Genomic DNA, 23,688 nt, shown 5'->3' with positions numbered 1-23,688 from the left:
ACGCTCCCACCGTCCCCAACCGGCGAGCCGGGGGCCACGACATGACCGAAGTAACCGGAAGCGAGCCGGTGGTCCTCCGCGGCGCTGCCGTGCGGGTCGGCGGCCGGACGCTCTGGTCGGGAGTGGACCTTCGCATCGGGGCCGGTGAGTTCACCGCCGTGCTCGGTCCCAACGGCGTCGGCAAGTCCACCATGATCAAGGTGCTGCTCGGCGCGCTGCCCGCGGCGGCCGGCGAGGTACGGGTGCTCGGCGCCCGGCCCGGCCAGGCCAACGACCGGATCGGCTATCTGCCGCAGCGTCGCAGCTTCGACGCCACCTTGCGCATCCGCGGCATCGACGTGGTGTGCCTGGGGCTGGACGGCGACCGGTGGGGAGTTCCCCTGCCGTTCCCGAGCGCGCGTCGGCGGGCCGCCCGGGCGCGGGTGGACGAGGTGATCGAACTGGTCGGGGCGTCGGCGTACGCGCACCGGCCGATCGGTGAGTGTTCCGGCGGCGAGCAGCAGCGGCTGCTGATCGCCCAGGCGCTGGTCCGCAGGCCGGAACTGCTTTTGCTGGACGAGCCGTTGGACAGCCTCGACCTGCCCAACCAGAGCGCGGTCGCCGCGCTGATCGGGCGCATCTGCCACCGGGAGGGGGTGTCCGTGGTCATGGTCGCCCATGACGTGAACCCGATACTCCATCATCTGGACCGGGTGGTGTACCTGGCCGAGGGCGGAGCCGCCACCGGGACTCCGGGCGAGGTCATCACCTCCGAGACCCTGACCCGGCTGTACGGCACGCCGGTCGAGGTCCTGCGGGCCTCGGACGGGCGGCTGGTCGTGGTGGGCCAGCCGGAGGCGCCCGCGGTGCACACCGACCGGCACGACACCCCGGGGAGCGGCCATGACGCTCGCTGAGACGGGAGCCCCGGCCTGGTCGTGGAACCTCCTGGCCGACTTCCAGGAGATGTGGTCGTACCCGTTCATGGTCAACGCGTTCCGCGCGGGCGCGGTCGTGGCCGTGGTCTCCGCGGCCGTGGGGTGGTTCGTGGTGCTGCGTCGCCAGACCTTCGCCGCGCACACCGTCTCCGTGGTCGCCTTCCCGGGCGCCGCCGGAGCGGTCCTGCTCGGGGTCAGCGCGGTCTACGGGTACTTCACGCTGTGCGTGGCCGCCGCGCTGGTCATCGCAGCGCTGCGCGGCGGCGGTGAGCACGAGGAGTCCGCGCTGACCGGGACCGTGCAGGCGTTCCTGCTGGCTTCCGGGTTCCTGTTCATCGCCCTGTACAAGGGGCTGCTGGAGGGGCCGCAGTCCATCCTCTTCGGCACCTTCCTGGGGATCACCTCGTCCCAGGTGAGCTTGCTGGCGGTGGTCGGCGCGGTGGTGCTCGCGGTGCTGGCGCTGATTGGGCGGCCGTTGCTGTTCGCGTCGGTCGACCCGCAGGTCGCCGGCGGGCGCGGGGTGCCGGTCCGGGGGCTGTCCGTGGTCTTCCTCGTCCTGCTCGGCGCGGCCACCGCCGAGGCGAGCCAGATCACCGGCACGCTCCTGGTCTTCGCCCTGATGGTCATTCCGGCCGCCACCGCGCAGACCCTGACCGCCCGCCCAGCGTCGAGCCTGGCCCTGGCCGTCCTCCTGGCGTTCGCCACGACGTGGCTCGGGCTGACCGTCGCCTACTACTCGCCCTATCCCCTGGGCTTCTTCGTGACGTCCATCGCCTTCGCCGGATACCTGCTCGCCCTGGGCTGGCGCTCACTGCGCGAGGTGCTCGGCCGGACCCGAGCCGGAGCCGCGCCCACCGCCGGGGAGGTGGCCGTATGACCGTCCTGCTTGCCGCCTCCCCGCTATCCCAGCCGTTCTTCCAGCACGCCCTCCTCGCCGGGACCGCCATCGCCGCCGCCTCCGGACTGGTCGGCTACTTCCTCGTGCTGCGCGCCCAGGTCTTCACCGGCGACGCGCTCAGCCATGTCGCCTTCACCGGCGCGATGGCCGCCCTCGCCTTCGGCGCCGACCTCCGCCTGGGCCTGTTCGCCGCGACCATCGCCATGGCGCTGCTCTTCGGCACCCTCGGCCGCCGGGCACGTCCCGACGACGTGGTCATCGGAAGCGTCTTCTCCTGGATCCTGGGCCTGGGCGCCTTCTTCATCACCGTGTACACGAGGTCCCGGAGCACCACCGACGGCACCGCCGGCGTCAGCGTCCTGTTCGGCTCCGTCTTCGGCATCTCCGCCACCAGCGCGATCGCCGCAGCCCTGGTGGCCGCCGGGGTCGGCCTGCTGGTGATCCTCATCGCCCGGCCACTGCTGTTCGCCACCCTCGACGAGGCCGTGGCCGCAGCCCGCGGGGTACCGGTCCGCCTGCTCGGCTACGGCTTCCTCGCCCTCGCCGGGATCAGCGCCGCCGAGGCCACCCAGGCCGTCGGCTCCCTCCTCCTACTCGGCCTGCTCGCCGCCCCCGCGGGCGCCGCCCTCCGGCTCACCGACCGCCCCTACCGGGCGCTCGCCCTCTCCGCCGGGCTGGCGGTCCTGGAGATGTGGGCGGGCCTGTTCGCCTCCTACGCCGTGCCGAGAATGCCTCCGAGCTTCGCCATCATGGCCGTCGCCACGGCCGTCTACGCCGCGACGTTCCTGATACGACGGCCCGCCTCCGGCCCTCGTACGCGAACCGCCGTCCCCACGGCCACATGAGCGAAGGCACGCTGATGGATCCCGACCGACAGCACGCCCCCACACCCTCGGCCGACGTCACGCTGATCGGCCGCCACACCCAGCAACGCACCGTCGTGGTCGAGGCGCTGGTCCGGGCCGAGGGCTTCGTCGGCGCCCAGGCGCTCCACAACCGGCTCGCCGCCGGCGGCTCGCCGGTCGGCCTGTCCACGGTCTACCGCACCCTCACCGCCCTGGCCGACGCGGGCCGGGCCGACACGGTCCGCGACACCAACGGCGAACGCCTCTTCCGGTACCGCCCGGGCCCCGACCACCGGCACTACCTCATCTGCACGGAATGCGGCCTGAGCCGGCCCGTCGACTCCGGCCCGGTCGAGGTCTGGGCCGACACGATCGCCCAGACCTCCGGCTTCGCGAACGTCCGGCACACGGTCGAGCTGTCCGGGGTGTGCCCGGACTGCGGCCGACAGCATGCGGCGGTCGAACGACGGTGAACGCGACGCCTGTGGAGGTCAGTCGCAGCAGCCGCACGCGTCATCCGCATCCGGCGCCGTACGGGCAGCCGGGATCCCAGCGGACGAGGGGGAAGCACAGCAGCCTTTCCCCTGCCAGGCATCTCTCCCCTCCTTGACGGCGACAGTGGCGATGACGAGGGCGGCGACCGGATCGGCCCAGGACCACCCGAGAGCGGCATTGAGGACCAGGCCGACGAGGAGCACCGCGGACAGGTATGTGCACAGCAGCGTCTGCTTGGAGTCCGCCACCGCCGAGGCCGAGCCGAGTTCGCGCCCCGCCCGGCGCTGAGCGGCGGACAGGAACGGCATGACCGCCAGGGAGAGGGCGGCCAGCACGATGCCCGGCAGGGAACGGGTGGCCTCACCGGTACCGGTCAGGGCCCGTACGGCATCGACGGCGACGTAGGCAGCGAGTACGAAGAACGACAGCGCGATGATCCGCAGCGCGGTCTTCTCCCGGGCGTCGCGCACCGCGTGATCGCGGGCGGAGAACTGCCAGGCGACAGCGGCGGCGGAGGAGACCTCGATGACGGAGTCGAGGCCGAAGCCGATCAACGCGGTGGACGAAGCCGCAGTTCCGGCCGTGAGGGCGATGACCGCCTCGACGGCGTTGTAGGTGATGGTCGCGGCGACCAGCAGCCGTATCCGCTTGGCAAGGACGCCGCGCCTGGCCGGGTCGGGGCCGAGAGACAGGGATGTCACTGCGCTCATGGTCAGCAGCACCCCTTCTCGTCGGCATCGGCACACGTCCGGTCGCCCTCGACGGCAACCACGGCGGTGCGCAGTTCGTCGAGCGCGTGACCGAGGCGTTCGTCGGCGAGTTCGTAGCGGGTGCGGCGGCCGTCGGGGACGGTGACGACCAGTCCGCAGTCACGCAGGCACGCCAGGTGGTTCGACAGCCTGGTGCGGGAGACGTTCAGCGCGTCGGCGAGGTCGGCAGGGTAGGCGGGTGCTTCGCGCAGGGCGAGCAGGATGCGGCAGCGGATCGGATCGGCGAGCGCCCGGCCGAACCGGGCCAGCACCTCGATCTCGGAGGCAACAGTCAGCACGTCCTCGACTGTACACGCATTCCTGAATTCAGAAAGCAATGAATCCTGAATCATGAGCCGAGTAGTAACGGTATTCATTTTCATGTAGCCTCTGCGTGCCCACCACCACAGGAGGACTCCCATGGCCGTTCCCAAGCGGAAGATGTCCCGCAGCAACACCCGCCACCGCCGCGCCCAGTGGAAGGCGGCCACGCCGGCGCTCGTGCCGATCACCGTCGACGGTGTCCCCTATCTGGTGCCTCAGCGCCTGGTGAAGGCGTACGAGCGCGGGCTGCTGCGCCCCGAAGGCTGACCGTTCATGCTTCCCGACCGGCTGCCCGTCACCGTCCTGTCCGGATTCCTCGGCGCAGGCAAGACCACCCTCCTCAACCACGTCCTCGGCAACCGCGAGGGGCTGCGCGTCGCGGTCATCGTCAACGACATGAGCGAGATCAACATCGACGCCGCTCTGGTGCGCGGCGGCGAGGCAGCCCTGTCACGCACCGGGGAACGTCTCGTCGAGATGACCAACGGCTGCATCTGCTGCACCTTGCGCGACGACCTGCTGGTGGAGGTCGACCGGCTGGCCCGCGAGGGCCGCTTCGACTACCTGCTCATCGAGTCGTCCGGCATCTCCGAGCCCATGCCGGTAGCCGCGACCTTCGCCTTCACCCGCGACGACGGCGCCGCCCTCGGCGAGATCGCCCGCCTGGACACCATGGTCACGGTCGTCGACGCCGCGGGCTTCCTGCCCGAACTGACAAGCGGAGACGAACTCGTCGAGCGCGGCCTCGACCAGTACGAGGACGACGAACGCACCGTCAGCGACCTGCTGATGGACCAGATCGAGTTCGCCGACGTCATCGTCCTCAACAAGCTCGACCTCGTCGACGAGGAGTCGGCCGACCGACTGCGAGCGACGCTGACCCGCCTCAACCCGGCCGCGCGCATCGTCCCGGCCGTCCACGGCCGAGTGAAGCCGGGCGACGTACTGAGCACCGGGCTGTTCGACCTGGAACGCGCCCAGCAGGCCCCTGGCTGGGTGAGGGAGCTCAACGGCGACCATGTCCCCGAGACGGAGGAGTACGGGATCTCCTCGACCGTCTTCCGCTCCGAGCTGCCCTTCCACCCCGGTCGGCTGTGGACGTTCGTGACCGAGGAGCTGGACAGCGGCGCGTACGGGCACATCCTGCGCTCCAAGGGCTTCTTCACGCTGGCCAGCCGCCCGCGGGTGACGGGTCTGTGGTCCCAGGCCGGCTCCGTCGCCCGCTTCGAGCCCTCCGCCGCCCGCGACACGGACAGCCCCGGCTGTCAGGAGCTGGTCTTCATCGGCACGCACCTGCATGCCGAGGCGATCCACGCCGCGCTCACGGACTGCCTGCTGGCGGACGGCGAGAGCGTGCCGCCCGCCGACCCGTTCCCCGCCTGGGACACCTACGGCATCGACGACACCTGCGAGCACGAGCATCCCGAACTCGTCGCGGGCACCTGAGAACCCCGGTCCGGGCGGCGAACGCGGCCACAGCGCCGCCCGGTCCGGCACAACACCGATCCGGCAGACCGTGAGGGAAGAGAACCGGTGCGCTTGGCGACCCGAAAACCGGCACTTCCCCACCACCACGCCCGACTGTCAGGTTCCGGAAGCGGCGCGGCAGCCTGGAACGGCACGTCCACGACACCCGGGCCTTCCGGAACCGCCACCGCGTCGCCGTCTTCCGCCCCGGTTCCCACTGCGGCGAAGCCTTCGCTCCGATAGCTTCCTGCGGGGCGGGGCCATGCCTGTACACAGCCTCCGTCGCTAGTGTGCGGCGCGTCCGTGGTGTCGTACGGCGAAGCGAGCAGCGTGAGCGATCAGGAGTACGCGCGGGGCCGGGGCGGGCTCGCCGACGCCGTGCGCCTCGTGGTGCGGACGCTCGTGTACGTCGTCCTCGGCGGTGTCTCACTCGCCGCGATCGCCACGGTCGCAAGCGTTCTCGGGCCGACACTCGCGCTCGACCTCTACACTCCGCCCGTCGCCGCCTGGTGGACGGTCTTCACAGCCGTCGTCGTCCAGGGTGTGCCGTTCCTGTTGCTGGGCACGGTCGTCTCCGCCGCCATCGGCGCCCTGGTGCCCGAGCGCGTCTTCAGTCGGCTTCTGCCGCGCAACCAGGCGCTCGCCGTGCCGGTCGCGGGCGCGGCCGGTGCCGTCCTGCCGGGGTGCGAGTGCGCGTCCGTACCGGTGGCCGGAAGCCTGATGCTGCGTGGGGTGGCCCCGGCCGCCGCGCTCGCGTTCCTGCTCTCCGCGCCCGCGATCAACCCGGTCGTCCTGGTCGCCACGTCCATCGCGTTCCCCGGGCAGCCGCTGATGGTGGCGGCTCGGCTGGTCGCCTCCCTCGCCACGGCCGTCGTGATGGGCTGGCTGTGGGCGCGCTTCGGGCGGAAGGAGTGGTTGCGGCTGCCGAAGGCTCCCAGGACCGGATCCGGGACCTCCCGGGCGGGTGCCTTCGCGGCCGGGCTGCAGCATGACTTCCTGCACGCCGGGGGGTTCCTCGTGCTCGGCTCGGCGGCGGCAGCGACCTTCAACATCGCAGTGCCGCGCTCGCTGCTCGACGTCTTCACGGGATCGGCCTGGCTGTCCGTCGCTTTGCCAGCGCTGCTTGCCGTGGTGCTGTGCGTGTGCAGCGAGGCCGACGCGTTCGTGGCCGCCTCGCTCAGCGGATTCGCACCGACCGCGCGGCTGGCGTTCATGGTGGTCGGGCCGATGGTCGACCTGAAGCTGATCGCGCTTCAGGCGGGGACGTTCGGCCGGGCCTTTGCCTTCCGTTTCTCGTCGGCGACCTGGGTGGTCGCCGTGGTGAGCAGTGTGCTGGTGGGGTGGTGGCTGCTGTGAGGCGGTACGGACCAGCCGTGCTGACGCTGTTGGTGGGCGCCGCCGTGCTGCGGATCTCGCTGTTCAGTGCGCTGTATCTGCGGTACGTGCAGTCCGGGCTGCGGCCGTATCTGGTCGCCTCGGGGGTGCTGCTGGTGCTGTTGGGGGTGGCGGCGGGGGTGAGGGCCGCGCGGGAGGTGCCGGACGGGGACGAGGACCCGCATGACCACGGGCACGATCACAGCCACACGACCGGCCCGCGCCTTGCCTGGCTGCTCACGGTCCCCGCCACCGCGCTGCTGCTCTTCCCGCCGCCTGCCCTCGGCTCCTACAGCGCGGCCCGGGAGGACGCGCAGCGCGCGGCGCAGGGCGTGGGGGCGTTCCCGGTGTTGCCGGCCGGCGACCCGGTGGACCTGAGCGTCGCCTCCTTCACGTCCCGGGCGATCTACGACAGCGGGCACTCGCTGAAAGGCCGTACGGTCCGGCTGACCGGCTTCGTCACGCACGGGGACGACGGCACGTGGTACGTCACCCGGCTTCTGGTCTCCTGCTGCGCGGCCGACGCGACCACGAGCAAGGTGCAGGTCCACGGCGCGGACGCCCCGCCGACGGACACCTGGGTGACGGTCACGGGCACCTGGCACCCCAAGGGCAAGCTGGGCTCGACGGCGGCCTGGCCCCCGCTCATGGACGCGAAGACGGTCAAGAAGGTCCGGGAGCCGTCGGACCCCTACGAGAAGCGTTGACCCGGTCGACGCGGCCTGGTCGGGCCGTCCAGGCGACCGACGGTGGAGACCACGGTTGTCGGCACGTCTGTCTTGCTCGGCTATCGGGAGCCGTAGGGCAGAAGTGCCATCTCGCGTGCGTTCTTGATGGCCTGCGCTATCTGCCGCTGCTGCTGACGCGTCACATGGGTCACACGTCGGCTGCGGATCTTCCCGCGGTCGGAGATGAACTTCCGCAGCAGATCGGTGTTCTTGTAGTCGATGTAGGTGATGCCGGCGGCGTCCAGCGGGTTGGTGCGCTGGCGCTTGACGGTCTCCCGCCGGATGCGTGTGCCTCGGGGCATGGTGAGGTCGGTCCTCTTCCTTCAGGTCACGGGGTGGAGCAAGTCGTCGAAAGCGTGCGGGAGTTGTTTCCAGCGGTCCCTGCCCGCCGTGTACTCGTCCTCGGTGAGCAGGCAGGAGTCGAGCAGGGCCGACAGACCGTCTCGGTCCAGGCCGGGCGAGGTGAAGGTGAGGTACTGGCAGCGGTCACCGTGTTCGGGATGCCAGTCCACGGAGGCGGCGAGACGGCGCTCTGCGGGCACCATCTCCCAGGCGGCATCGGGCAGGGCGGCCAGCCAGGGCCCGGTCGACTCCACGCACAGCGCGCCGCCGGCGGCGTCCCAGGACAGCAGGGTGTCGGGGCGGTCCGCCAGCCAGAACCGCCCACGGCTGCGGGCGGCCGCGCACGTCAGGTCCTCCAGCGCCGCGTACAGGCGCTGCGGATGGAAGGGCTGTTCGCGTCGCCAGACGAAGGTGCTCACGCCGCGCTCGTCGCGCTCCTGCGGCAGCAGTGCGCAGGCCGGGTGCATGCGGGCGGCGGCCGCTGCCACGTCGAAGCCGGCCAGCAGAGCAGGCCCCAGGGCGCCACTCTCCGCGCGTACCTTTCGTGCGGCTGGTGTGAGCTGGTCGAGCAGTGCGTGGTCGATGTCGTCGGCGGCCTCCCCGTGGGAACCGTCCTGGGCGAGAGCGATCAGCGTGGGGTATTCGAGTTGCCGGGCGAAGGTGTCGGCGATGGTCCGCTGGTCGGTCGGGGCGGCGGCGAGGCCGACGTCGGCCAGGTCGTCGCCGTTGGACAGGTACGGCAGGACAAGTGCCGGGTCGACCACGGTGGCGACTCCGGTCACCGCCAGCGGTGCGCCTGCGGCAGCGATGACTCCGGCCATGGCCTGGGGTTCGACGGAGTCCCAGAGCTCCACGACGGCCAGCTGGTACCTGCCCTCCTCCGCGAGCCGCAGCAGTTCGGGGACGAGGTCCTCGCGCAGCGCGCAGCACGCGCAGTCGTTCACCAGAGGCGCGTCACCACTGCTCAGCAGACCGCCGGCGTCTCGTACCGTGCGGTGCACCGAGCTGTCGACGGCGGACGTCAGGTCGTGGTGCAGCGTCACCGAGCCGGGGACCGTACGCAGGATCTGCTCCACGGCGGCCCGGCGGGCGTCGGCGTGCAACCCGGCGACGATCGCGACCGGCAGCCGCGCCAGGTCGCCGCTCACCGCTCGCTCCGGCCGCGTCCGTAGCGCCGCTCGAAGCGCTCGACCCGTCCCGCGGTGTCCAGGACCCGCTGCGTGCCGGTGTAGAAGGGGTGGCTCGCCGAGGAGATCTCGACATCGATGACCGGGTAGGTGTTGCCGTCCTCCCACTCGACGGTCTTGTCGCTCGTGACTGTGGACCGGGTGAGGAGGGCGAAGTCGGCGGCGCGGTCACGGAAGACGACGGGGCGGTACTCGGGGTGGATTCCGGATTTCACGGCTCTCAGCGCTCCTCACGGAAGTCGACGTGCCGGCCGGCGACGGGGTCGTATTTGCGCAGCGTCAGCCGGTCGGGGTCGTTACGGCGGTTCTTGCGGGTCACGTAGGTGTAGCCGGTACCGGCGGTGGACCTCAGCTTGATGATCGGGCGCAGTTCGTTACGGGCCATGGACAGCACCATACAAGATATTGGTTTTCATTTTCATCAAGCTGCTAGGGTGCTGCTGCATCCGCCCCCCAAGGAGGAATCCCGTGTCCGCCCACTGCCAACTCACCGGCCGGCAGCCCGGCTTCGGCCACCGCATCTCCCACTCCCACCGGCGCAGCAAGCGCCGCTTCGACCCCAACATCCAGAGCAAGCGCTACTGGCTGCCCGGCGAGGGCCGCCACGTCCGGCTCACGCTCTCCGCCAAGGGCATCAAGACGGTCGACACGATCGGCATCGAGGCCGCCGTGGCCCGCATCCGCGCCCGGGGAGGGAAGGTCTGATGGCGAGTCTGATGGCGAAGAAGAGCCAGATCGCGAAGAACGAGCAGCGGCGCCTTGTCGTGGCGCGCCATGCCGCTCGCCGCGCCGCCCTGAAGGCGATCGTCTCGTCCCCCCGGACGTCCGACGACGACCGCGCCACCGCCCAGAGGGAGCTGCGCCGCCAGCCCCGCGACGCCAGCGCCACCCGCCTGCGCAACCGCGACGCCGTGGACGGACGCCCCCGCGGTCACCTGCGCGCCTTCGGCCTGTCCCGCATCCGCGTACGCGAGATGGCCCATGCGGGCGAGCTCCCCGGCGTGACGAAGAGCAGCTGGTGACCCGCCCCTGATCCACGCACCGTGATCAGACGGCCCCGATGCCCTCGCGCGTGTTCGGGCTGAGACCACCGCACAGCCGTTCCCGTACTCTTCCTCAGAGCCGCCGCACAGGCCCGGCTGAGGGGGGTACGGACCATCGCGAGGGAGACGGCATGGGAGCCGCTGACCGGCAGAGTGCCGAGGACTGGAACGGGGCCGGCCACCTGCCCGGGGATGTTCGCGCGAGCGGGTACGGCCACGACCACGAGTACCTGAATCCCCCCGAGCCGATACCCCACTCCGACTACGGAGCCGATACCGGTACGGGCCACCTCCCCCCTCCTGCCAGGGGCCACGGGCACTCCCCCGTGCCGGGCGCCGGGCGCGCCACCGTGACCGACGCCACCCACGGTCCCGACCGCGGCACCGGTGCGGGCGCCGACGAGCACGGTCACGCGCACACCCACGGCCACAGCCACGGGCCGGCCGCCCCGGTCTCCCGGCACCTGCGCAAGGTCATCGCCGCGATCCTGATCCCCTTCACCGCCGCCGTCGTAGTGGGGCTCGTGGTGCTGTGGCCGGGCGGTGCGCCGCCGCACAAGCGCACCGGCGTCGGCTTCGACCAGCAGACCCAGCAGGCCACGGTCACCAAGCTCGTCTCGGTCAGCTGCAAGTCGGTCAACGCCTCCGGCGAGACCCCGACCGGCGACACCTCCACCGCCGAGGGCTCCTCGGCGGTGCAGGAGGCGAACGGCACCTGCCACAAGGCCACGATCCGCGTCGACACCGGCAAGGACCAGGGCCGCACCTTCACCGAGATCGTGCAGCCCGACCAGCCACGGCAGCTGCACCAGGGCGAGAAGGTCGTGGTCGCCTACGAGCCCTCGGCGCCCGACGACCTGCAGTATGCGGTCACCGACGTGAACCGCCGATTCCCGTTGGTCCTGCTGGCCGGGATCTTCGCACTCGCCGTCGTGGTGGTGGGCCGGCTACGCGGCGTCATGGCACTCGTCGCACTGGCCATCAGCTTCGCGGTGCTGAACTTCTTCATCCTGCCCGCAATCCTGCAGGGCTCGAATCCGCTACTCGTGGCGGTGATCGGGTCCAGCGCCATCATGCTGATCGCCCTCTACACGTGCCATGGCCTGTCCGCCCGTACGTCGGTGGCCGTGCTCGGCACGCTGGTCTCGCTGGCCCTGATCGGCATCCTCGGCTCGGAGTTCATCGACTGGGCCGCGCTCACCGGCAACACCGATGACCAAACCGGCCTGATCCACGGCCTCTACCCGTCGATCGACATGAGCGGCCTGCTGCTCGCCGGTGTCATCATCGGCTCCCTCGGCGTCCTCGACGACGTGACCGTGACCCAGACCTCGGCCGTCTGGGAACTGCACGAGGCCAACCCCACGATGGGCTGGCGCGGCCTGTACCGGGCGGGCATCCGCATCGGCCGCGACCACATCGCCTCCGTCGTCAACACCCTCGTCCTCGCCTACGCGGGCGCCGCACTGCCCCTGCTGCTGCTCTTCTCCATCGCGCAGAGCGGCGTGGCCACGGTCGCCAACAGCGAACTGGTCGCCGAGGAGATCGTACGCACCCTGGTCGGCTCGATCGGCCTGGTCGCCTCGGTACCGGTCACCACACTCCTCGCCGCCCTGGTCGTCTCGGCCGACCGGCCAGGCCCGCGGACCGAACCGGCCACCGCAGGCACGGTGGCGGCCGACGGAGCGACTGCGGGCCGGGGCGGGCGTCGGCGGAAGCGTTGAAAGCGGTCTCTTCAGAGGGGCCAGGCCACGTCGTCCACCGCGCGGAACCGACGGGAGATCAACTGCGGCCTTTCCTCGACGGCCGGCCCCCACACCGGCCTGAGCAGGAGACGCCTGCGGTACGGCCGGCGCCGTCCAGGTCGGACCCAGAGCCGTGGCGAGGCGTCATCGACGTGCCGCAGGACCAGGGCCGGCGATACGGACACCGAGGTCGCGCTCAATGGTGGAGGCGATGACGTCGTGCCCACGGTCGCGCAGGGCCTTGGCCGCCTTCTCGACCAACTCCGCGAGCCGGATGACCTCGGCGCGCAGGGCGACCAACTCGTCGTAGTGGTCCGCCTTGTCCACGCCGCACCACTCCCGGACGGTCCGCAGGACGGCCGCTTCCGCGTCCAACTTGCGCTCGTCCCGGCGGCCGTAGGAGGACCAGGAGGGCTGGGCACGCTCCCGTTGGATGTCCCGCTGCTTGCGGTGTACCTCCGGAAGGATCTCGCCGGCGAGGCGGCCGGCCACATGGCGGGCGATGCGCTCGGTGACCGGCCACCCGGCCAGGCACATGCCGTGACGGTTCTCGTACACCATGGCGTCGCAGCGGAGTTCGGCGGCGTCCATTCCGATGAGCGGTGCCGTATCGTCGAGGCGGCTCAGCTCCAGAACCCGTGCGTCCGCCGCCGTTCGGCGCAGTCGCAGCCTGTTCTTCGGGCGGACGAATCCGAGGACCATGCGCGCGGCCTCGAACTCCGTGCTGCCCCGGACGTCACGGGACGCCTCGGCCAGTGCCAACTCCGCCGCGTCATCCGCCCGGAATGTATCGACGTCCACCCACGGTGCTACGAGACGGCCGGGACTGACCCATTCCTGCAGACCGGCGTCGTCGCCTCCGAGGAACCGGACATGAATCCGGCCGGAGCTGCCGGGGCCGCCGACTCGAAGTACCTCCACCTGACGAACCGCGCCGCCCAGCTCGTTCGGCCTCGCGCGGTATGCCCAGTGCTCGCCAATCTCCATGTGCCTATTGAGCCAGGTCTGTTGGACCCGTCATCGGGCATTCGCCGAAGTCTTCAAGGCCCGGCTGGACCAGGACGCCACGTCCCGCGAGATCCCGCGCCTGCGCGTCCGCCGGGCGGTGACCGCAGCATCCACCGAGGCCGACCGCCTACGAGTACCGGTGTGCCTTCTGCGGGCATGACGGCAGGCTCGGTGCAGTGCCCGTCGGGTTGGAGGCCGCACACGTACGCTGATGGGCCTTCGACGGACCGGACGACGTCGAGAACGGACTGTGCCCCTGCTCGCTGCACCACAAGCTCTTCGACATCCGTCAAGCCGGAGACCTCAAGGGGAAAGCCGGCTGACCTGGGCTCACCTCCGACACATTGCAAACTTGCTCAAGCAATGCACCCGATGCCCGTCGCAGGACCTGCAGGCTGGCCCTCCTGGGAGAAATCTGGGAGAAGATCTTCTCCCAGATCCCCAGCGATACCACCTGAGACCCGCCATGACCAACGCCTTGACCTGCACAGATGCCCGCTTCGGCAGGTGCGCAACATGGTCGGACCTCATTCGGGACGAAGAGGTCGTGGGTTCAAATCCCGCCACCCCGACAGCCGAAACAGCAGGTCAGGCCCGGTACTGAGAGATCAGTACCGGGCCTGATTTGCGTTGCGGCCCCGTTTTGGGAGCCATTTGGGAGCCGACTTCGGGGAGCGGCTCCCCGGCGGCTCCCAGCGAGAGGTGTTCCGCCTCCGAGTGAGCCGTGCGCTCCGCAGGAGTCCTCCCCACGGCTTGTGCCGAGGAGACAACAAGCGGTACGACGATCGCCATGCACCCTTGGTCTCCGTTAAATGACCGGCAGCTCGCACTCCTCACCCGCATCGGGGACGGAGCCGACCCCGTGACGTCGGACAGCCCCGAGTTCGCTCTCACTGCCCGCGCGCTCAAGGAGCGGCGCCTGATCGCCATGCCCAAGCAGGATGGGAAATGGCAGGCGGAGATCACCGATGCGGGACGCTTCTACCTGGAACACGGCCATCACCCGGACCGGCCGGAACCAGCTCAGCGCAAGCAGCGGTCAACAGGTTCCGACCAACCGGCACGACCGGCCCCTCCGCCGCAGAAGCAAGACACAACCCCGTCCACGACGAAGCCGGCGTCGAAGCGCGCCCCCAAGGCCCCCCAGCCGTCGCCGGCGGAAGTCGGAGCCGCCTTGATCGCGGAGGTACAGCAGGCTGGGCGGTTCCTCCGGATCCCGAACCCCAGCGACGAGGAGCGAGCCCGCTATCGCAGGGCGTTCGACGCGGCCCGGCAGTGTGCCCCCGAGGGATACGGCCTGAAGTACAGCGGGCGGGCGAAGGGGGACTTCTTCCTCGGCCTGCTCCGGGTGACCGGCGAGGACGAGACCGAGTGGAACCGTATCCGGCTGGCTCGCAGCCGTGTGATCACCGATGTCGAGGACGTGATCGCCGCAGTCAGCGCGGATCACAGCGCCTTCGAGATCTCGGAGGAGGTCCTCCCCCGGGTGCTCTCGCTGCTCCGGCTCCTCGCCGAGCAAGCCCTCGCACGCCACGGCGAGATCGCGGTGTCGAAGAAACGCAGGCAGCCGAGGCCGCTGCTCACCGTCCACGGCAGGACATACGAGGTCAGCTTCCGTGAACGGCAGAAGCCGGTCCGGTACGTCCCTAAGCAGCCGGGCCGTCGCGCGTACGACTGGCAACGTGTCACCCCAGCCCAGAAGTTCGAGCCGTCCGGCGAGCTGGAGCTGCTGGTCCAGCAATCGGGCTACAGCTACGGCTGGAAGAAGGAATGGGCCGACACCGCCAAGAAGCCGCTGGAGGACCAGATCGGTTCAGTCTTGAGGGCGCTAAAGGTCCGTGCGGAGGAACAGGAACAGGCTCGGCTGGAACGTGAGGCGGAGCAACAGCGGCTGCGAGAGGAGCGGGAGCGTCAGGAGGCCGAGCGTCGGCGGCTGGAAGCGGAGCGAGAGGAGCGCGAGCAGCGGGAGTGGGAGGCTGCCGTCAGCGTGGCTTCGATCAAGGCGGTTCACGCGGTACGGGCCGAGCGCTTCGGCACGGCCCTTGAGCAATGGCAGGCCGCAGGGGAGATCCGGACGTTCTGTGCCGCTCTGGATGAAGCCGCCGCGGCGTCGGAAGACGCCCTCGAAGCCGAGAGGCTGCGAGAGTGGTCGGCTTGGGGGAAGGCGGAGGCCGACCGGCTCGACCCCACCCTTAGCAACAAGGGCTTGGCTTCTCTCAACTTCCATGCGGAGCCGACGGGAGATCAACTGCGGCCGTTCCTCGACGGCTGGCACCCACACCGGCCGGAGAAGGAGACGAAGCCCCCTGCTCAGCCGGCACCACCTAAGGCGGAGCCAGATCCGTGGCGCGGTCTCATCGACGCACGTCAGGATCAAGGCTGGAGACATGGACGCCCAGGTCACGCTCAATGGTGGAGGCGATGACGCCGTGGCCGCGGTCGCGTAGGGCCTTGACCGCCTTCTCGACCAACTCCCCGAGCCGGATGACCTCGGCGCGCAGCGCAACCAACTCGTCGTAGCGGTCAGCCTTGTCCTGGCCGCACCACGCTCGGACGGTTCGAAGGACTGCCGCCTCCGCGTCCAACTTGCGCTCGTCACGCCGGCTGTAGGAGTACCAGGAGGGCCGGGAACGCTCCTGCTCGATGTCCTGCTGCTTCCGGTCCACCTCTGGAAGGATCTCGTCGGCGAGGCGTCCGGCCACATGGCGGGCGATGCGCTCGGTGACGGGCCACCCGGCCAGGCACATTCCGCGGTGGTTCTCGAACACCATGATGTCGCCGCATAGTTCGGCAGCGTCCATGCCGATGAGCGGTGCAGTCTCGTCGAGGCGGCTCAGCTCCAGAACGCCTGCGTCCGCCACCGTTCGGCGCAGTCGCAACCTGTTCTTCGGGCGAACGAATCCGAGGATCATGCGGGCGGCCTCGAATTCGGTACTGCCCCGGACGTGTCGCGAGGACTCCACCAGCGCCAACTCCGCCGCGTCGTCCGCGCGGAACGCATCGACATCCGACCACGGTGCTACGAGAGAGCCGGAACTGACCCACTCCTGCAGGCCAGCGGCATCGCCTTCGAGGAACCGTACGTGGATCCAGCCAGACCTACCAGGGCCGCCGACGCGAACGACCTCCACCTGGCGAACCGCGCCGCCCAGCTCCTTCGGCCTCGCGCGGTAGGCCCAGTGCTCGCCAATCTCCATGTGCCTATTGAGCCAGGACTGTTGGGCCCGTCACTGGGCGTTTGCCATAACTACCGGCACCGACTCCTCATCACCAAGTTGACGCCGCAGCCCTGCGATGCACGGCGCGAGATGTCTTCGCCCGGCAGCAAGTGCAAGGAGGCACAGCAGCACGTCCGGCCATCCGCGCTGTTCCTCGGAGCGTTTCTCACCGGACGACGCTCCCTCCACGTACGAGACTCATTGGCTCGTCAGCTAGTTCGCCCAGCCAGGGACTTCGTCGCGTTCCACCTGGAAGTCGTGTCCCTCCCCCGGAGAGACCCTCACATATAGTCACAGGATGGTTACGAGCTGGAATATGCGGGTGATCAAGTGGCTGATCACCAAGAAAATGTCACTCTACGTTTGCCGGGAATATCCGGCGCCCTGAGTGCTGGGGAGCCTCAGGGGCGAGGGGGTGGGGAATGACTACTTACCGTTTCAATCCGCCGCCGGGTTGGCCTGTGCCACCCGCGGGATGGATGCCGCCGCCGGACTGGCGGCCCGACCCCACGTGGCCTCCGATGCCGGCGGGATGGGAGCTGTGGGTTCCTGAGGCCGACTCCACCACCGGCGCCCTCGCTGTGGGCCCTGCCACGGGAGCCTCTGCGGTGCCGACCATGGCCGCTCCCGGGAGCACGGCCGCGGTACCGGCTCCTCGGAAGGGAGGGCTGTTCGGGCGCCGGCGTTCGGATGCGGTGTCCGAGGCCGAGGAACTGCGGGCGTGGATCACAAGGACGCAGGGACTGGATGCCACGCAGGTCGCCGGTCTTGTGCGGCAGGTCGAGGTGGAGGCCGCAGCACTGCGTGAGCGAACATCCGCCGAAGCCGCCGAGGAGGCCGAGGGGATCCTCAAAGACGCCCGCGAGACGGCGAAGGAGATTCTCGCCGAAACGCGCCGTACGGCAAAGGAGACCGAACGGGTCCGCAAGGACGCCGACCGGCACCGCAAGGACGTCTTCGACGCCGAGCGACGGCTTGCCGAACTGCAGGCCCAGATCGTCAACGCCGACGAGACCGCCATGCTGCAGGAGGCCGGGATCTACGCCTACCGGCACGCGCTGCACGACGCGATCGCCTACCGCAGCCGGCTCGACACACTGCAGAACGAGATCAAGGCGCTCGCCCGTGCGGGCCGCGCGGTCCAGGCGGCCACGGACTGGACGGTCAACGGCTCCAAGCGCGAGGGCCAGAAGATGGTCCGCGACTTCTCCAAGCTCATGCTGCGCGCCTACAACGCCGAAGCCGACTACGCCGTGCGGTCCATGCGGCCGCACCGGCTGAGCTCCCTCGTCGACCGGCTCTACAAGAGTCGCGAGACGATCGCCCGGCTCGGTGCCACCATGCACATCCGGATCACCGACGAGTACCACAACGCGCGGGTACGGGAGTTGGAACTCACCGCCGACTTCCTGCAGAAGAAGGAAGAGGAGAAGGAGGCCCAGCGCGAGGTGCGTGCCCGGGAGCGTGAGGAGGCGGCGGTCCAGCGGGAACTCGATCGGCAGCGCGAGAAGCTGAACAAGGAGCTCGGCCACTATCAGTCAGCCCTTGACCGCCTGCGCGAGCGCGGTGACGAGGCGGGTGTGGCGGAGATGGAGGCCAAACTGGCCGAGATCGAGAACGCTCTGCAGGACGTCGAGTCCCGCGCGGCGAACATCCGCGCCGGCTATGTGTACGTCATCTCGAACATCGGCGCCTTCGGCGATCGCATGGTGAAGATCGGCATGACGCGTCGGCTCGAACCTCTGGAGCGGGTCTACGAGTTGAGTGGCGCGGCCGTGCCCTTCCGCTTCGACGTGCACGCGCTGATCTTCAGCAAGGACGCGGTCGGCCTGGAGACGGAACTCCACCGGCAGTTCGCCTCGAAGCGGGTCAACCAGGTCAACAGTCGCAAGGAGTTCTTCTACGCCACCCCGGCGGAGGTACGCGACGCACTGCAACGGTTCGCCGGACAGCACCTGATCGAGTTCACCGAGGAACCCCAGGCGCTGGAATGGCGGGCCGGCAGGCACACGGGCGGCGAAGCCGGTGCGCCCGCCGCAGGCGCAGGAGGAGTTGCCACCCGGACAGCATGATGTGCGGCCAAGCATCACTACGATCACGGTCATGGACTGGCTGGAGCGTGCCGCGAACCTGAGGCAGTGGAGCCGGGACGGAGTGCGAGCGCCGCACAAGCCGTTGCTGCTGCTGTACGCGCTGGGCCGGTTTCAGGCTGATGCCGAGGACGAGCTGCGCTACACCGCGGTGGAGGCCGATCTGAAGCAACTCCTGGCGGAGTACGGCCCGACGCGTGGGACCACGCCCGCTTATCCCTTCCACCATCTGGTCAGCGACGAGGTGTGGGAGGTACGTACCGATCACGGCGGCGGCAGCCCAGGCACGGGAGTACGGGAGCTGCGGGCCAGTGGGGCCACGGGTCGGCTGGCTCCGGACCTGCGGCTGGCATTCCGGCGGGAGCCGTCGCTGCTGGGCCGTATGGCAAGGGTGCTGCTGGACCTGCACTTCCCGCCGTCGTTGCACCAGGACCTGTGCGAGACGGTGGGCCTGGAACCGGAGTTGGCGGAGACAGACACGCTGACAGCACCCGAGCGACGGCAGCGGGACCGGCGGATGCGGGAGATGGTTCTGACTGCTTACGAGTACCAGTGCGCCTTCTGCGGCTACGACGGCATGATCGGCGCGACGCCCGTCGGGCTGGAGGCCGCGCATGTGCGCTGGTGGGCGTTCGACGGCCCGGACGAGGTCGACAACGGGCTGTGCCTGTGCTCGCTGCACCACAAGCTCTTCGACAAGGGCGTGCTCGGCATAGGCGACGGCCACCGCATCCTGGTCTCGCAGAGCTTCGTCGGCCGCAGCCCCGCCGCCCGCGAGCACGTCACAGCACTCGCAGGCCGTCCGCTCATAGGCCCTCAACCTGGCACCCCGCCCATCGCGGCAGCCCACCGCTCCTGGCACACGAGCCAGGTCTTCCACGGCAGCCCACGCCCGACCGCCGCCTGACCCGGTGTCCAATGTCGGATGCCAAGGGACTGGGCGCACCAAGCATCGGTGATCGCTCCCCATGCTGCTTTCAGCGCTCGCATGTGTCCCCCGCTCCGTCGCCTCGGGCAACACTCCGCTATTTCACCGCTTCACGGCGCACTCGCAACAGTGCGTCGAGGACGCTCACCGGCGAGCGAGGGCTCATTGCCAAGCGGGCATCGAGCGCTGCCTCCCACTGCTCGGTCAGCCCAAGCTTGAGGCGCTTACGCATGCCAGGGGTGACATGGGCGTAGCGCGCGGAGACCGAGCCGTCGATATGGCCCATGCGCTCGTCCATAAGGACCTTCTCTGTGCCTAGGTCCTCCATCACGGTCCGGTGGGTGTGGCGGAGGCCGTGGGGTGTGAGGCCCTTGGCGATCGGGAGCCAGCAGGCGTCGGCCCGGTCGCTGGCGCCGCGTCCTCGGGCCGGGACACCAGGCCACGGCTCGCCGAGCAGCGGTACGGGACGGGCCTCCTGCGGTGCCTTCTTCGGGTACCAGCCGGAGACCACCGGGGTGAACAGCCACGTCGCGAAACCGTTGCGGCGCCAGTGGGCGGCATGCTGCGACACCGGGCCGCCGCGCACGAAGCCCAGGTCCGCGATGGCCTGCTCCACCCTCACCCGCTTGGCTTCGGTGACGCGGTCGGGGTGGTTGAGGACGTTAGACACCGTGCCCGTGGAGACCTCGGCACGGCGCGCGACGTCGACGAGCTTCGCGCCCTGGTGGCCACCGGTGCGGGCCGCACCTTGCCCCCGGAAGACGTAGGTCTTGCCGTGGCACGGGCAGGGTGTCGGCTTCGTGCGGGCGACGTGGTTGGCGACCAGGGCCGACAGCCAGTCCATCGCGTCGATGGTGCGGTAGCTGTCGTCCTTGGGCGGGCAGCGCACCAGCTCGCCGGTGTCGAGTTCGTACAGCTGCCACTCGACACGGACGGCACCGGGGCGGGCGAACTCGGCCTCTAGGCCGACGATTTCGCCCCAGCGCATGCCGGTGTAGCCCTTGAGGACGACGGCGACGAACTCGTCGTCGCGGCCTGAGAGCAGGGCAGCCCGTTCGGCGGTCAGCAGGATGCCGAGCGGGTCGGTGACGACCTTCTCCGGGCCGCGGTCTCGGGAGCGGCCGGCGCGCTTGCCGCGTCCGCGCCGTCGGGTGGCCGGGTTGGACGTGATCAGGCCCTCGTCGATCGCGTCCTCGAAGATCAGGTGGAGCGTCGAGCGCCAGGTCTTGACGCTGGAGGCCGCGTAGACGGCCTTCTCCTTCTTCTCCCACAGGTCGACGTCCGTGCGCAGGATGCCGGCGAGCGCCTTGTCCTCGAAGTCGGGGAGCAGGTGCTCCTCGATGTGGCGCTTGTAGTTCTGCATGGTCGAGGCGGCCAGGTCCTGGGCCTCGTACCAGCGGTTCGCGTACTCGCCGAAGGTCTCATGGCCGAGTGCCGGGTCGCGCCAGTCGCCGCGGCGGTACTTGTTCTCGGCCTCGCTCGCGGCGCGCTGGGCCTCACCCTTGGTGGCGAAGTGGATCGCCTTGCCATTCTCGTCGACGACCGTGAGGTGCTTGCCGGGCGCCGTCTTGTACCGGCCGCGCCAGTAGTTCCCGCGCTTCTCCGCGAAGCCCAACTTGCGTCTTCCTCCTGTGCTCTCGGTTTGAGGCTGGGCGCGGTCGCGCTACGCGACGGTCTCGTACTGGGTACGACGAGGCGGTCGGGCCCGCAGACGCCCTGTCGGCGGAGCCGTAGTCGGCCCAGGGGGCTGGGCGGCACGATTCCGGGCGGTGGGAGGACTTGTGACCGTTGGACCGGTCGGCGCACTGCTCGCGGATCGCTTCGGGCGCTCTTCGTGGAGGCGGACGATCCCGGCGAGGTGTTCGGCGGTGAAGCGGTAGGCGCGGCCGACTCGGGTGTGCGGGATGAGGCCGCGTCGGGCGCGGTCCTTGACCCACCAGGCGGAGCAGCCGAGGGCTTCGGCGATCTCTTCGGGGCGGTAGAGCCGCTGCAAGGGGGCTTCGGTCCCTGTGCTGGGGCGGTGACGCACGGTGGCTGGGGGTATCGCGGAGGGGTGCAAGAAGCGCGGGTCCTCTCTCGGTTGGGGGGAGTCTCGGTCAGCGGTTCTGGACGAGGCTCGTCACGTGGCGATGGGCCCGTGCAGCAGCGTGAGGGGTGAGACTCGGAGGGCTTCGGCAATTGCGACCAGGTCGTCGACGTCGCATCGACGCTGGGCACGTTCGATGCGGGACAGCATGGTGTTGGACGTTGGGTGACCGAGCAAGGTCATGCGGACGGCCAACTGGCGCTGCGAGAAACCGCGTTCGGTGCGGAGGATTTCGATGGTGCGGGCCGTCCGCATTCCTGCGGGTCCGATTCCCAATGAGCGTGCGGGCATGGCTCCATTTGTAGCGTCCATTCGCCGGTTTGGTTAACCGGCGATCGTGGTCTATGTTCCGCTCGCGCGGCTCCTCGGGCGAAGCGGATCCCCGGGTTGAGAGGGGTCGGAAACCGGCACATCGATCGACCCTCTGACGTGGGGTGTTGTGTTGTAGCTTCCCCGTCGGCAGGAGGTCAACTGCTTCTCGATGTGATGCTTCTGGCTCGGCATCCGGGGCAACTATTTCGGCAACCGCGAATCGTGCCCTACCCTTTTCGGGCTTCCTGCTTTTTGGGCAGCCTTTCTGCCGTGAGAGATTGCGCTGGATAGGGCTGGACTTGCACGGCCTGGGTGTGGCTATGTTGACGACACCCCCGGAAAGCGAGAGCGGCCATCAGCGTGCCCCTCGCTGCCCGAAACCGGACAACTCCCCTGCCCCTGAAGCCCGTATCGCCACGATCGACGGTGAGCCGTGGGTGCCCGCCCACCTGCAACCGAGTGAGGAACCGACCTCTTGGCCCGAATCCGCACCATCAAGCCCGAAGCCTTCGTCTCCGAGTCCCTGGCCGGCGTCTCCCTGACCGCCGAGCGCACCTTCTTCGGCCTGCTCACCCAGGCCGACGACCAGGGCCGCCACCGCGACCACGCCGCGATCATCGCCGGACAGCTGTGGGTCCTGCGTCCGAACCACGGGCCCGAAGACGTCGAGAAGGACCTAGCCCAGCTCGCCGATGCCGAACTGATCTGCCGCTACAAGGGCCCAGGCGACAAGAACTACCTGCACGTCGTCACCTGGCACGAGCACCAGAAGATCAACCGGCCCAGCAAGAGCCGCCTTCCCGCCTGCCCCCGACACGACACCCAGGCCGGAGTCACGCCGAGCGCTGCCGACGTCGACATCACGGAGCCCTCACTGCCGCCTCACAGAGCCCTAGGTGAGGGCGCACGGAAGACGCGCGAACCTGCAGTGAATCCGGACGCCGATGACGAAATAGCAGGTCAGGGCGGCTTCACGGAGTCCTCCATGAGGGCTCACGGAGGACTCCCGGAGCCGTCCGTGAAGCCTCACCGTCCGGATCTAGGACCTAGGATCATGGATCTAGGAAGTACCCCTTCGGGGGGCGCAAGCGCCCCCGCGCCCGACACCGTCTCAGCTAAGCAGCTCCTTGCCGAGTACGTCGCCGCGTGCAAACACCGCCCGCCGGACGCCTTCCTGAACCATCTGGGCGGGCAGCTGCGCAAGCTCCTCGACGAGGACATCGCCCCCACCCACCTCCGGGCCGCTCTCGAACGCCATCGGGCCAAGGGGCTGTCCCCGAGCGTCCTGCCCAGCCTCGTCCACGAGGTCATGAACGCCGCCTCCCCTGCCACGTCCGCCGTCCACAGGGCTTGGACGAACCCCAGCGACATCGTCGCCGCCTACGGAGATGACCTCTGACCGCCACCCTCACCCGCGCACCCCAGCGCGTCGGCCCTCTCGCCGACCGGCTCAACGGCATCCTGACCAACCGCGGAATCGACCCCGCCGCTGCCGCCGAGGAGCCAGAGCACGAACCGGTCACCGCCCTGGAGCTGGCAGATGCCCGTATCCCGGCCCGCTACCGCCGTGCCCTGGCCGACCACTCCCAGATCACCGCCTGGGCCGACCAGATCGCCGGGGCAGGACGCCCTGGCCCTGGCGGACCGGGTATCGCCGAGGGCCCGTCGCTGCTGATCGCCGGCCCCACGGGTACGGGCAAGACCTACCAGGCATACGGCGCTGTCCGGGCCCTCCTGAGCCGAGGCGTCCGCCTGCGCTGGGAGGCCACCACCTCGGCCGATCTGCACGCACGGCTCCGCCCCCGCGCAGGCCACGACGGTGAAAGAGATCTGCAGGCGCTCGCCCGCTGCCCGCTGCTCCTCCTGGACGACCTCGGCGCGGCCAAGACCAGCGAGTGGACCGAGGAGCTCACCTACCGGCTCATCAACCAC

27 protein-coding genes and 1 pseudogene are annotated in these 23,688 nt (G+C 69.8%); 17 read left to right on the top strand and 11 right to left on the bottom strand.

What is annotated here, in order from left to right:
- Positions 1-41 precede the first annotated feature (41 nt).
- From ABZ646_RS03975 to ABZ646_RS03960, 4 genes are read left to right on the top strand one after another with little or no spacing between them, the layout of a single operon-like run.
- On the top strand, positions 42-896 hold the full coding sequence (locus ABZ646_RS03975) for an ATP-binding cassette domain-containing protein (RefSeq protein ID WP_360512671.1): 855 nt from the start codon (positions 42-44) through the stop codon (positions 894-896).
- Positions 883-1,794, top strand: a complete 912-nt coding sequence (locus ABZ646_RS03970; RefSeq protein ID WP_360512669.1) for a metal ABC transporter permease — start codon at positions 883-885, stop codon at positions 1,792-1,794. The genes ABZ646_RS03975 and ABZ646_RS03970 overlap by 14 nt, the downstream gene beginning before the upstream one ends.
- Positions 1,791-2,660 carry a metal ABC transporter permease gene (locus ABZ646_RS03965; protein WP_360512667.1) on the top strand — a complete coding sequence of 290 codons (870 nt, stop codon included), beginning with the start codon at positions 1,791-1,793 and terminating at the stop codon, positions 2,658-2,660. The genes ABZ646_RS03970 and ABZ646_RS03965 overlap by 4 nt, the downstream gene beginning before the upstream one ends.
- Positions 2,657-3,133, top strand: coding sequence for a Fur family transcriptional regulator (locus ABZ646_RS03960; RefSeq protein ID WP_360512665.1), 477 nt, complete (start codon positions 2,657-2,659; stop codon positions 3,131-3,133). Before ABZ646_RS03965 ends, ABZ646_RS03960 begins: the two co-directional genes overlap by 4 nt.
- 18 nt (positions 3,134-3,151) lie before the next feature.
- Here the strand turns inward: ABZ646_RS03960 and ABZ646_RS03955 are convergent, their stop codons facing one another.
- Positions 3,152-3,865: a cation transporter gene (locus tag ABZ646_RS03955; protein ID WP_360512663.1), complete on the bottom strand. Its 714-nt coding sequence runs from the start codon at positions 3,863-3,865 to the stop codon at positions 3,152-3,154.
- A 2-nt stretch (positions 3,866-3,867) separates the two neighbouring features.
- Entirely contained in the window at positions 3,868-4,203 is a 336-nt protein-coding gene (locus tag ABZ646_RS03950; protein WP_360512661.1) for a metalloregulator ArsR/SmtB family transcription factor, read from the bottom strand.
- A gap of 121 nt (positions 4,204-4,324) precedes the next feature.
- Between ABZ646_RS03950 and rpmF the strand changes: the two genes are divergently transcribed.
- The 4 genes from rpmF to ABZ646_RS03930 all read left to right on the top strand — a co-directional run bounded on the left by rpmF (position 4,325) and on the right by ABZ646_RS03930 (position 7,776).
- Complete coding sequence (gene rpmF, locus ABZ646_RS03945) at positions 4,325-4,495, top strand: 50S ribosomal protein L32 (RefSeq protein ID WP_360512659.1); 171 nt, start codon at positions 4,325-4,327, stop codon at positions 4,493-4,495.
- Positions 4,496-4,501: 6 nt separating this feature from the next.
- The gene (locus ABZ646_RS03940; protein ID WP_360512657.1) at positions 4,502-5,674 is read left to right on the top strand and encodes a GTP-binding protein; all 1,173 of its coding nucleotides are present in this window, start codon (positions 4,502-4,504) and stop codon (positions 5,672-5,674) included.
- A 351-nt stretch (positions 5,675-6,025) separates the two neighbouring features.
- Positions 6,026-7,051, top strand: coding sequence for a permease (locus ABZ646_RS03935; protein ID WP_360512655.1), 1,026 nt, complete (start codon positions 6,026-6,028; stop codon positions 7,049-7,051).
- Positions 7,048-7,776 (top strand): TIGR03943 family protein, encoded by a 729-nt coding sequence (locus ABZ646_RS03930; RefSeq protein ID WP_360512703.1) that lies wholly within the window; start codon positions 7,048-7,050, stop codon positions 7,774-7,776. The genes ABZ646_RS03935 and ABZ646_RS03930 overlap by 4 nt, the downstream gene beginning before the upstream one ends.
- Positions 7,777-7,856: 80 nt before the next feature.
- Here ABZ646_RS03930 and rpsR read toward each other — a convergent pair whose 3' ends face one another.
- The 4 genes from rpsR to rpmG are packed head-to-tail and all read right to left on the bottom strand — an operon-like array spanning position 7,857 to position 9,711.
- Positions 7,857-8,099 carry a 30S ribosomal protein S18 gene (gene rpsR, locus ABZ646_RS03925; protein WP_360512653.1) on the bottom strand — a complete coding sequence of 81 codons (243 nt, stop codon included), beginning with the start codon at positions 8,097-8,099 and terminating at the stop codon, positions 7,857-7,859.
- A 21-nt stretch (positions 8,100-8,120) separates the two neighbouring features.
- Positions 8,121-9,287 carry a GTP-binding protein gene (locus tag ABZ646_RS03920; protein ID WP_360512651.1) on the bottom strand — a complete coding sequence of 389 codons (1,167 nt, stop codon included), beginning with the start codon at positions 9,285-9,287 and terminating at the stop codon, positions 8,121-8,123.
- Entirely contained in the window at positions 9,284-9,541 is a 258-nt protein-coding gene (locus tag ABZ646_RS03915) for a type B 50S ribosomal protein L31 (RefSeq protein ID WP_360512650.1), read from the bottom strand. Before ABZ646_RS03915 ends, ABZ646_RS03920 begins: the two co-directional genes overlap by 4 nt.
- A 5-nt stretch (positions 9,542-9,546) precedes the next feature.
- Positions 9,547-9,711: a 50S ribosomal protein L33 gene (gene rpmG, locus ABZ646_RS03910; protein ID WP_017949758.1), complete on the bottom strand. Its 165-nt coding sequence runs from the start codon at positions 9,709-9,711 to the stop codon at positions 9,547-9,549.
- Between the two features lie 83 nt (positions 9,712-9,794).
- On the opposite strand from rpmG, the gene rpmB reads away from it, so the two are divergent.
- The 3 genes from rpmB (at position 9,795) to ABZ646_RS03895 (ending at position 12,093) form a co-directional block, all read left to right on the top strand.
- Positions 9,795-10,031, top strand: coding sequence for a 50S ribosomal protein L28 (gene rpmB, locus ABZ646_RS03905; RefSeq protein ID WP_360512649.1), 237 nt, complete (start codon positions 9,795-9,797; stop codon positions 10,029-10,031).
- 11 nt (positions 10,032-10,042) lie between these two features.
- Positions 10,043-10,348, top strand: coding sequence for a 30S ribosomal protein S14 (gene rpsN, locus ABZ646_RS03900; protein WP_360512701.1), 306 nt, complete (start codon positions 10,043-10,045; stop codon positions 10,346-10,348).
- A 152-nt stretch (positions 10,349-10,500) separates the two neighbouring features.
- A complete protein-coding gene (locus ABZ646_RS03895) occupies positions 10,501-12,093 on the top strand; it encodes a YibE/F family protein (RefSeq protein ID WP_360512647.1) in 1,593 nt (530 codons plus the stop codon).
- 165 nt (positions 12,094-12,258) lie between these two features.
- On the opposite strand, the gene ABZ646_RS03890 is transcribed toward ABZ646_RS03895, so the two are convergent.
- Positions 12,259-13,101, bottom strand: a complete 843-nt coding sequence (locus ABZ646_RS03890) for a PE-PGRS family protein (protein ID WP_360512646.1) — start codon at positions 13,099-13,101, stop codon at positions 12,259-12,261.
- A 143-nt stretch (positions 13,102-13,244) separates the two neighbouring features.
- Between ABZ646_RS03890 and ABZ646_RS03885 the strand changes: the two are divergent.
- A pseudogene (locus tag ABZ646_RS03885) lies at positions 13,245-13,406 on the top strand (HNH endonuclease); the annotation flags it as partial.
- A 578-nt stretch (positions 13,407-13,984) separates the two neighbouring features.
- Complete coding sequence (locus tag ABZ646_RS03880; protein WP_360512644.1) at positions 13,985-15,547, top strand: PE-PGRS family protein; 1,563 nt, start codon at positions 13,985-13,987, stop codon at positions 15,545-15,547.
- Here ABZ646_RS03880 and ABZ646_RS03875 read toward each other — a convergent pair.
- The gene (locus tag ABZ646_RS03875; protein ID WP_360512642.1) at positions 15,477-16,319 is read right to left on the bottom strand and encodes a PE-PGRS family protein; all 843 of its coding nucleotides are present in this window, start codon (positions 16,317-16,319) and stop codon (positions 15,477-15,479) included. The two genes, ABZ646_RS03880 and ABZ646_RS03875, sit on opposite strands and share 71 nt — an antisense overlap.
- 716 nt (positions 16,320-17,035) lie before the next feature.
- On the opposite strand from ABZ646_RS03875, the gene ABZ646_RS03870 reads away from it, so the two are divergent.
- Positions 17,036-18,412, top strand: coding sequence for a DUF4041 domain-containing protein (locus tag ABZ646_RS03870; protein WP_360512640.1), 1,377 nt, complete (start codon positions 17,036-17,038; stop codon positions 18,410-18,412).
- A gap of 31 nt (positions 18,413-18,443) precedes the next feature.
- On the top strand, positions 18,444-19,337 hold the full coding sequence (locus ABZ646_RS03865) for a phosphorothioated DNA-binding restriction endonuclease (protein WP_360512638.1): 894 nt from the start codon (positions 18,444-18,446) through the stop codon (positions 19,335-19,337).
- Positions 19,338-19,455: 118 nt separating this feature from the next.
- Here ABZ646_RS03865 and ABZ646_RS03860 read toward each other — a convergent pair whose 3' ends face one another.
- The 3 genes from ABZ646_RS03860 to ABZ646_RS03850 all read right to left on the bottom strand — a co-directional run bounded on the left by ABZ646_RS03860 (position 19,456) and on the right by ABZ646_RS03850 (position 21,735).
- Complete coding sequence (locus tag ABZ646_RS03860; RefSeq protein WP_360512636.1) at positions 19,456-20,973, bottom strand: LacI family DNA-binding transcriptional regulator; 1,518 nt, start codon at positions 20,971-20,973, stop codon at positions 19,456-19,458.
- 48 nt (positions 20,974-21,021) lie between these two features.
- A complete protein-coding gene (locus tag ABZ646_RS03855; RefSeq protein WP_360512634.1) occupies positions 21,022-21,387 on the bottom strand; it encodes a helix-turn-helix domain-containing protein in 366 nt (121 codons plus the stop codon).
- Positions 21,388-21,477: 90 nt separating this feature from the next.
- Positions 21,478-21,735: a helix-turn-helix transcriptional regulator gene (locus ABZ646_RS03850; protein WP_360512632.1), complete on the bottom strand. Its 258-nt coding sequence runs from the start codon at positions 21,733-21,735 to the stop codon at positions 21,478-21,480.
- A 496-nt stretch (positions 21,736-22,231) separates the two neighbouring features.
- Between ABZ646_RS03850 and ABZ646_RS03845 the strand changes: the two genes are divergently transcribed.
- Together ABZ646_RS03845 and ABZ646_RS03840 are read left to right on the top strand one after the other, a co-directional pair.
- A complete protein-coding gene (locus ABZ646_RS03845) occupies positions 22,232-23,155 on the top strand; it encodes a hypothetical protein (protein ID WP_360512630.1) in 924 nt (307 codons plus the stop codon).
- A partial coding sequence (locus tag ABZ646_RS03840; RefSeq protein ID WP_360512699.1) for an ATP-binding protein occupies positions 23,152-23,688 on the top strand: 537 nt, incomplete at its 3' end. The genes ABZ646_RS03845 and ABZ646_RS03840, both read left to right, overlap by 4 nt.

Source organism: Streptomyces sp. NPDC007162 (assembly GCF_040634175.1).
GTDB lineage: Bacteria > Actinomycetota > Actinomycetes > Streptomycetales > Streptomycetaceae > Streptomyces.
The sequence above is the reverse complement of the archived record's forward strand: the minus strand, read 5'-3'. Positions and strand labels throughout refer to the sequence as shown.

Excerpts from the sequence above, each read along its gene's own strand:
- ABZ646_RS03865 (WP_360512638.1), top strand. The coding sequence starts at position 18,444 with ATGGACTGGCTGGAGCGTGCCGCGAACCTGAGGCAGTGGAGCCGGGAC.
- ABZ646_RS03890 (WP_360512646.1), bottom strand. The coding sequence starts at position 13,101 with ATGGAGATTGGCGAGCACTGGGCATACCGCGCGAGGCCGAACGAGCTG.
- ABZ646_RS03895 (WP_360512647.1), top strand. The coding sequence starts at position 10,501 with ATGGGAGCCGCTGACCGGCAGAGTGCCGAGGACTGGAACGGGGCCGGC.
- ABZ646_RS03960 (WP_360512665.1), top strand. The coding sequence starts at position 2,657 with ATGAGCGAAGGCACGCTGATGGATCCCGACCGACAGCACGCCCCCACA.
- ABZ646_RS03955 (WP_360512663.1), bottom strand. The coding sequence starts at position 3,865 with ATGAGCGCAGTGACATCCCTGTCTCTCGGCCCCGACCCGGCCAGGCGC.
- ABZ646_RS03965 (WP_360512667.1), top strand. The coding sequence starts at position 1,791 with ATGACCGTCCTGCTTGCCGCCTCCCCGCTATCCCAGCCGTTCTTCCAG.
- ABZ646_RS03875 (WP_360512642.1), bottom strand. The coding sequence starts at position 16,319 with ATGGAGATTGGCGAGCACTGGGCCTACCGCGCGAGGCCGAAGGAGCTG.
- rpmG (WP_017949758.1), bottom strand. The coding sequence starts at position 9,711 with ATGGCCCGTAACGAACTGCGCCCGATCATCAAGCTGAGGTCCACCGCC.
- rpmF (WP_360512659.1), top strand. The coding sequence starts at position 4,325 with ATGGCCGTTCCCAAGCGGAAGATGTCCCGCAGCAACACCCGCCACCGC.
- ABZ646_RS03975 (WP_360512671.1), top strand. The coding sequence starts at position 42 with ATGACCGAAGTAACCGGAAGCGAGCCGGTGGTCCTCCGCGGCGCTGCC.
- ABZ646_RS03850 (WP_360512632.1), bottom strand. The coding sequence starts at position 21,735 with ATGCCCGCACGCTCATTGGGAATCGGACCCGCAGGAATGCGGACGGCC.
- rpsR (WP_360512653.1), bottom strand. The coding sequence starts at position 8,099 with ATGCCCCGAGGCACACGCATCCGGCGGGAGACCGTCAAGCGCCAGCGC.
- rpsN (WP_360512701.1), top strand. The coding sequence starts at position 10,043 with ATGGCGAAGAAGAGCCAGATCGCGAAGAACGAGCAGCGGCGCCTTGTC.
- ABZ646_RS03940 (WP_360512657.1), top strand. The coding sequence starts at position 4,502 with ATGCTTCCCGACCGGCTGCCCGTCACCGTCCTGTCCGGATTCCTCGGC.
- ABZ646_RS03970 (WP_360512669.1), top strand. The coding sequence starts at position 883 with ATGACGCTCGCTGAGACGGGAGCCCCGGCCTGGTCGTGGAACCTCCTG.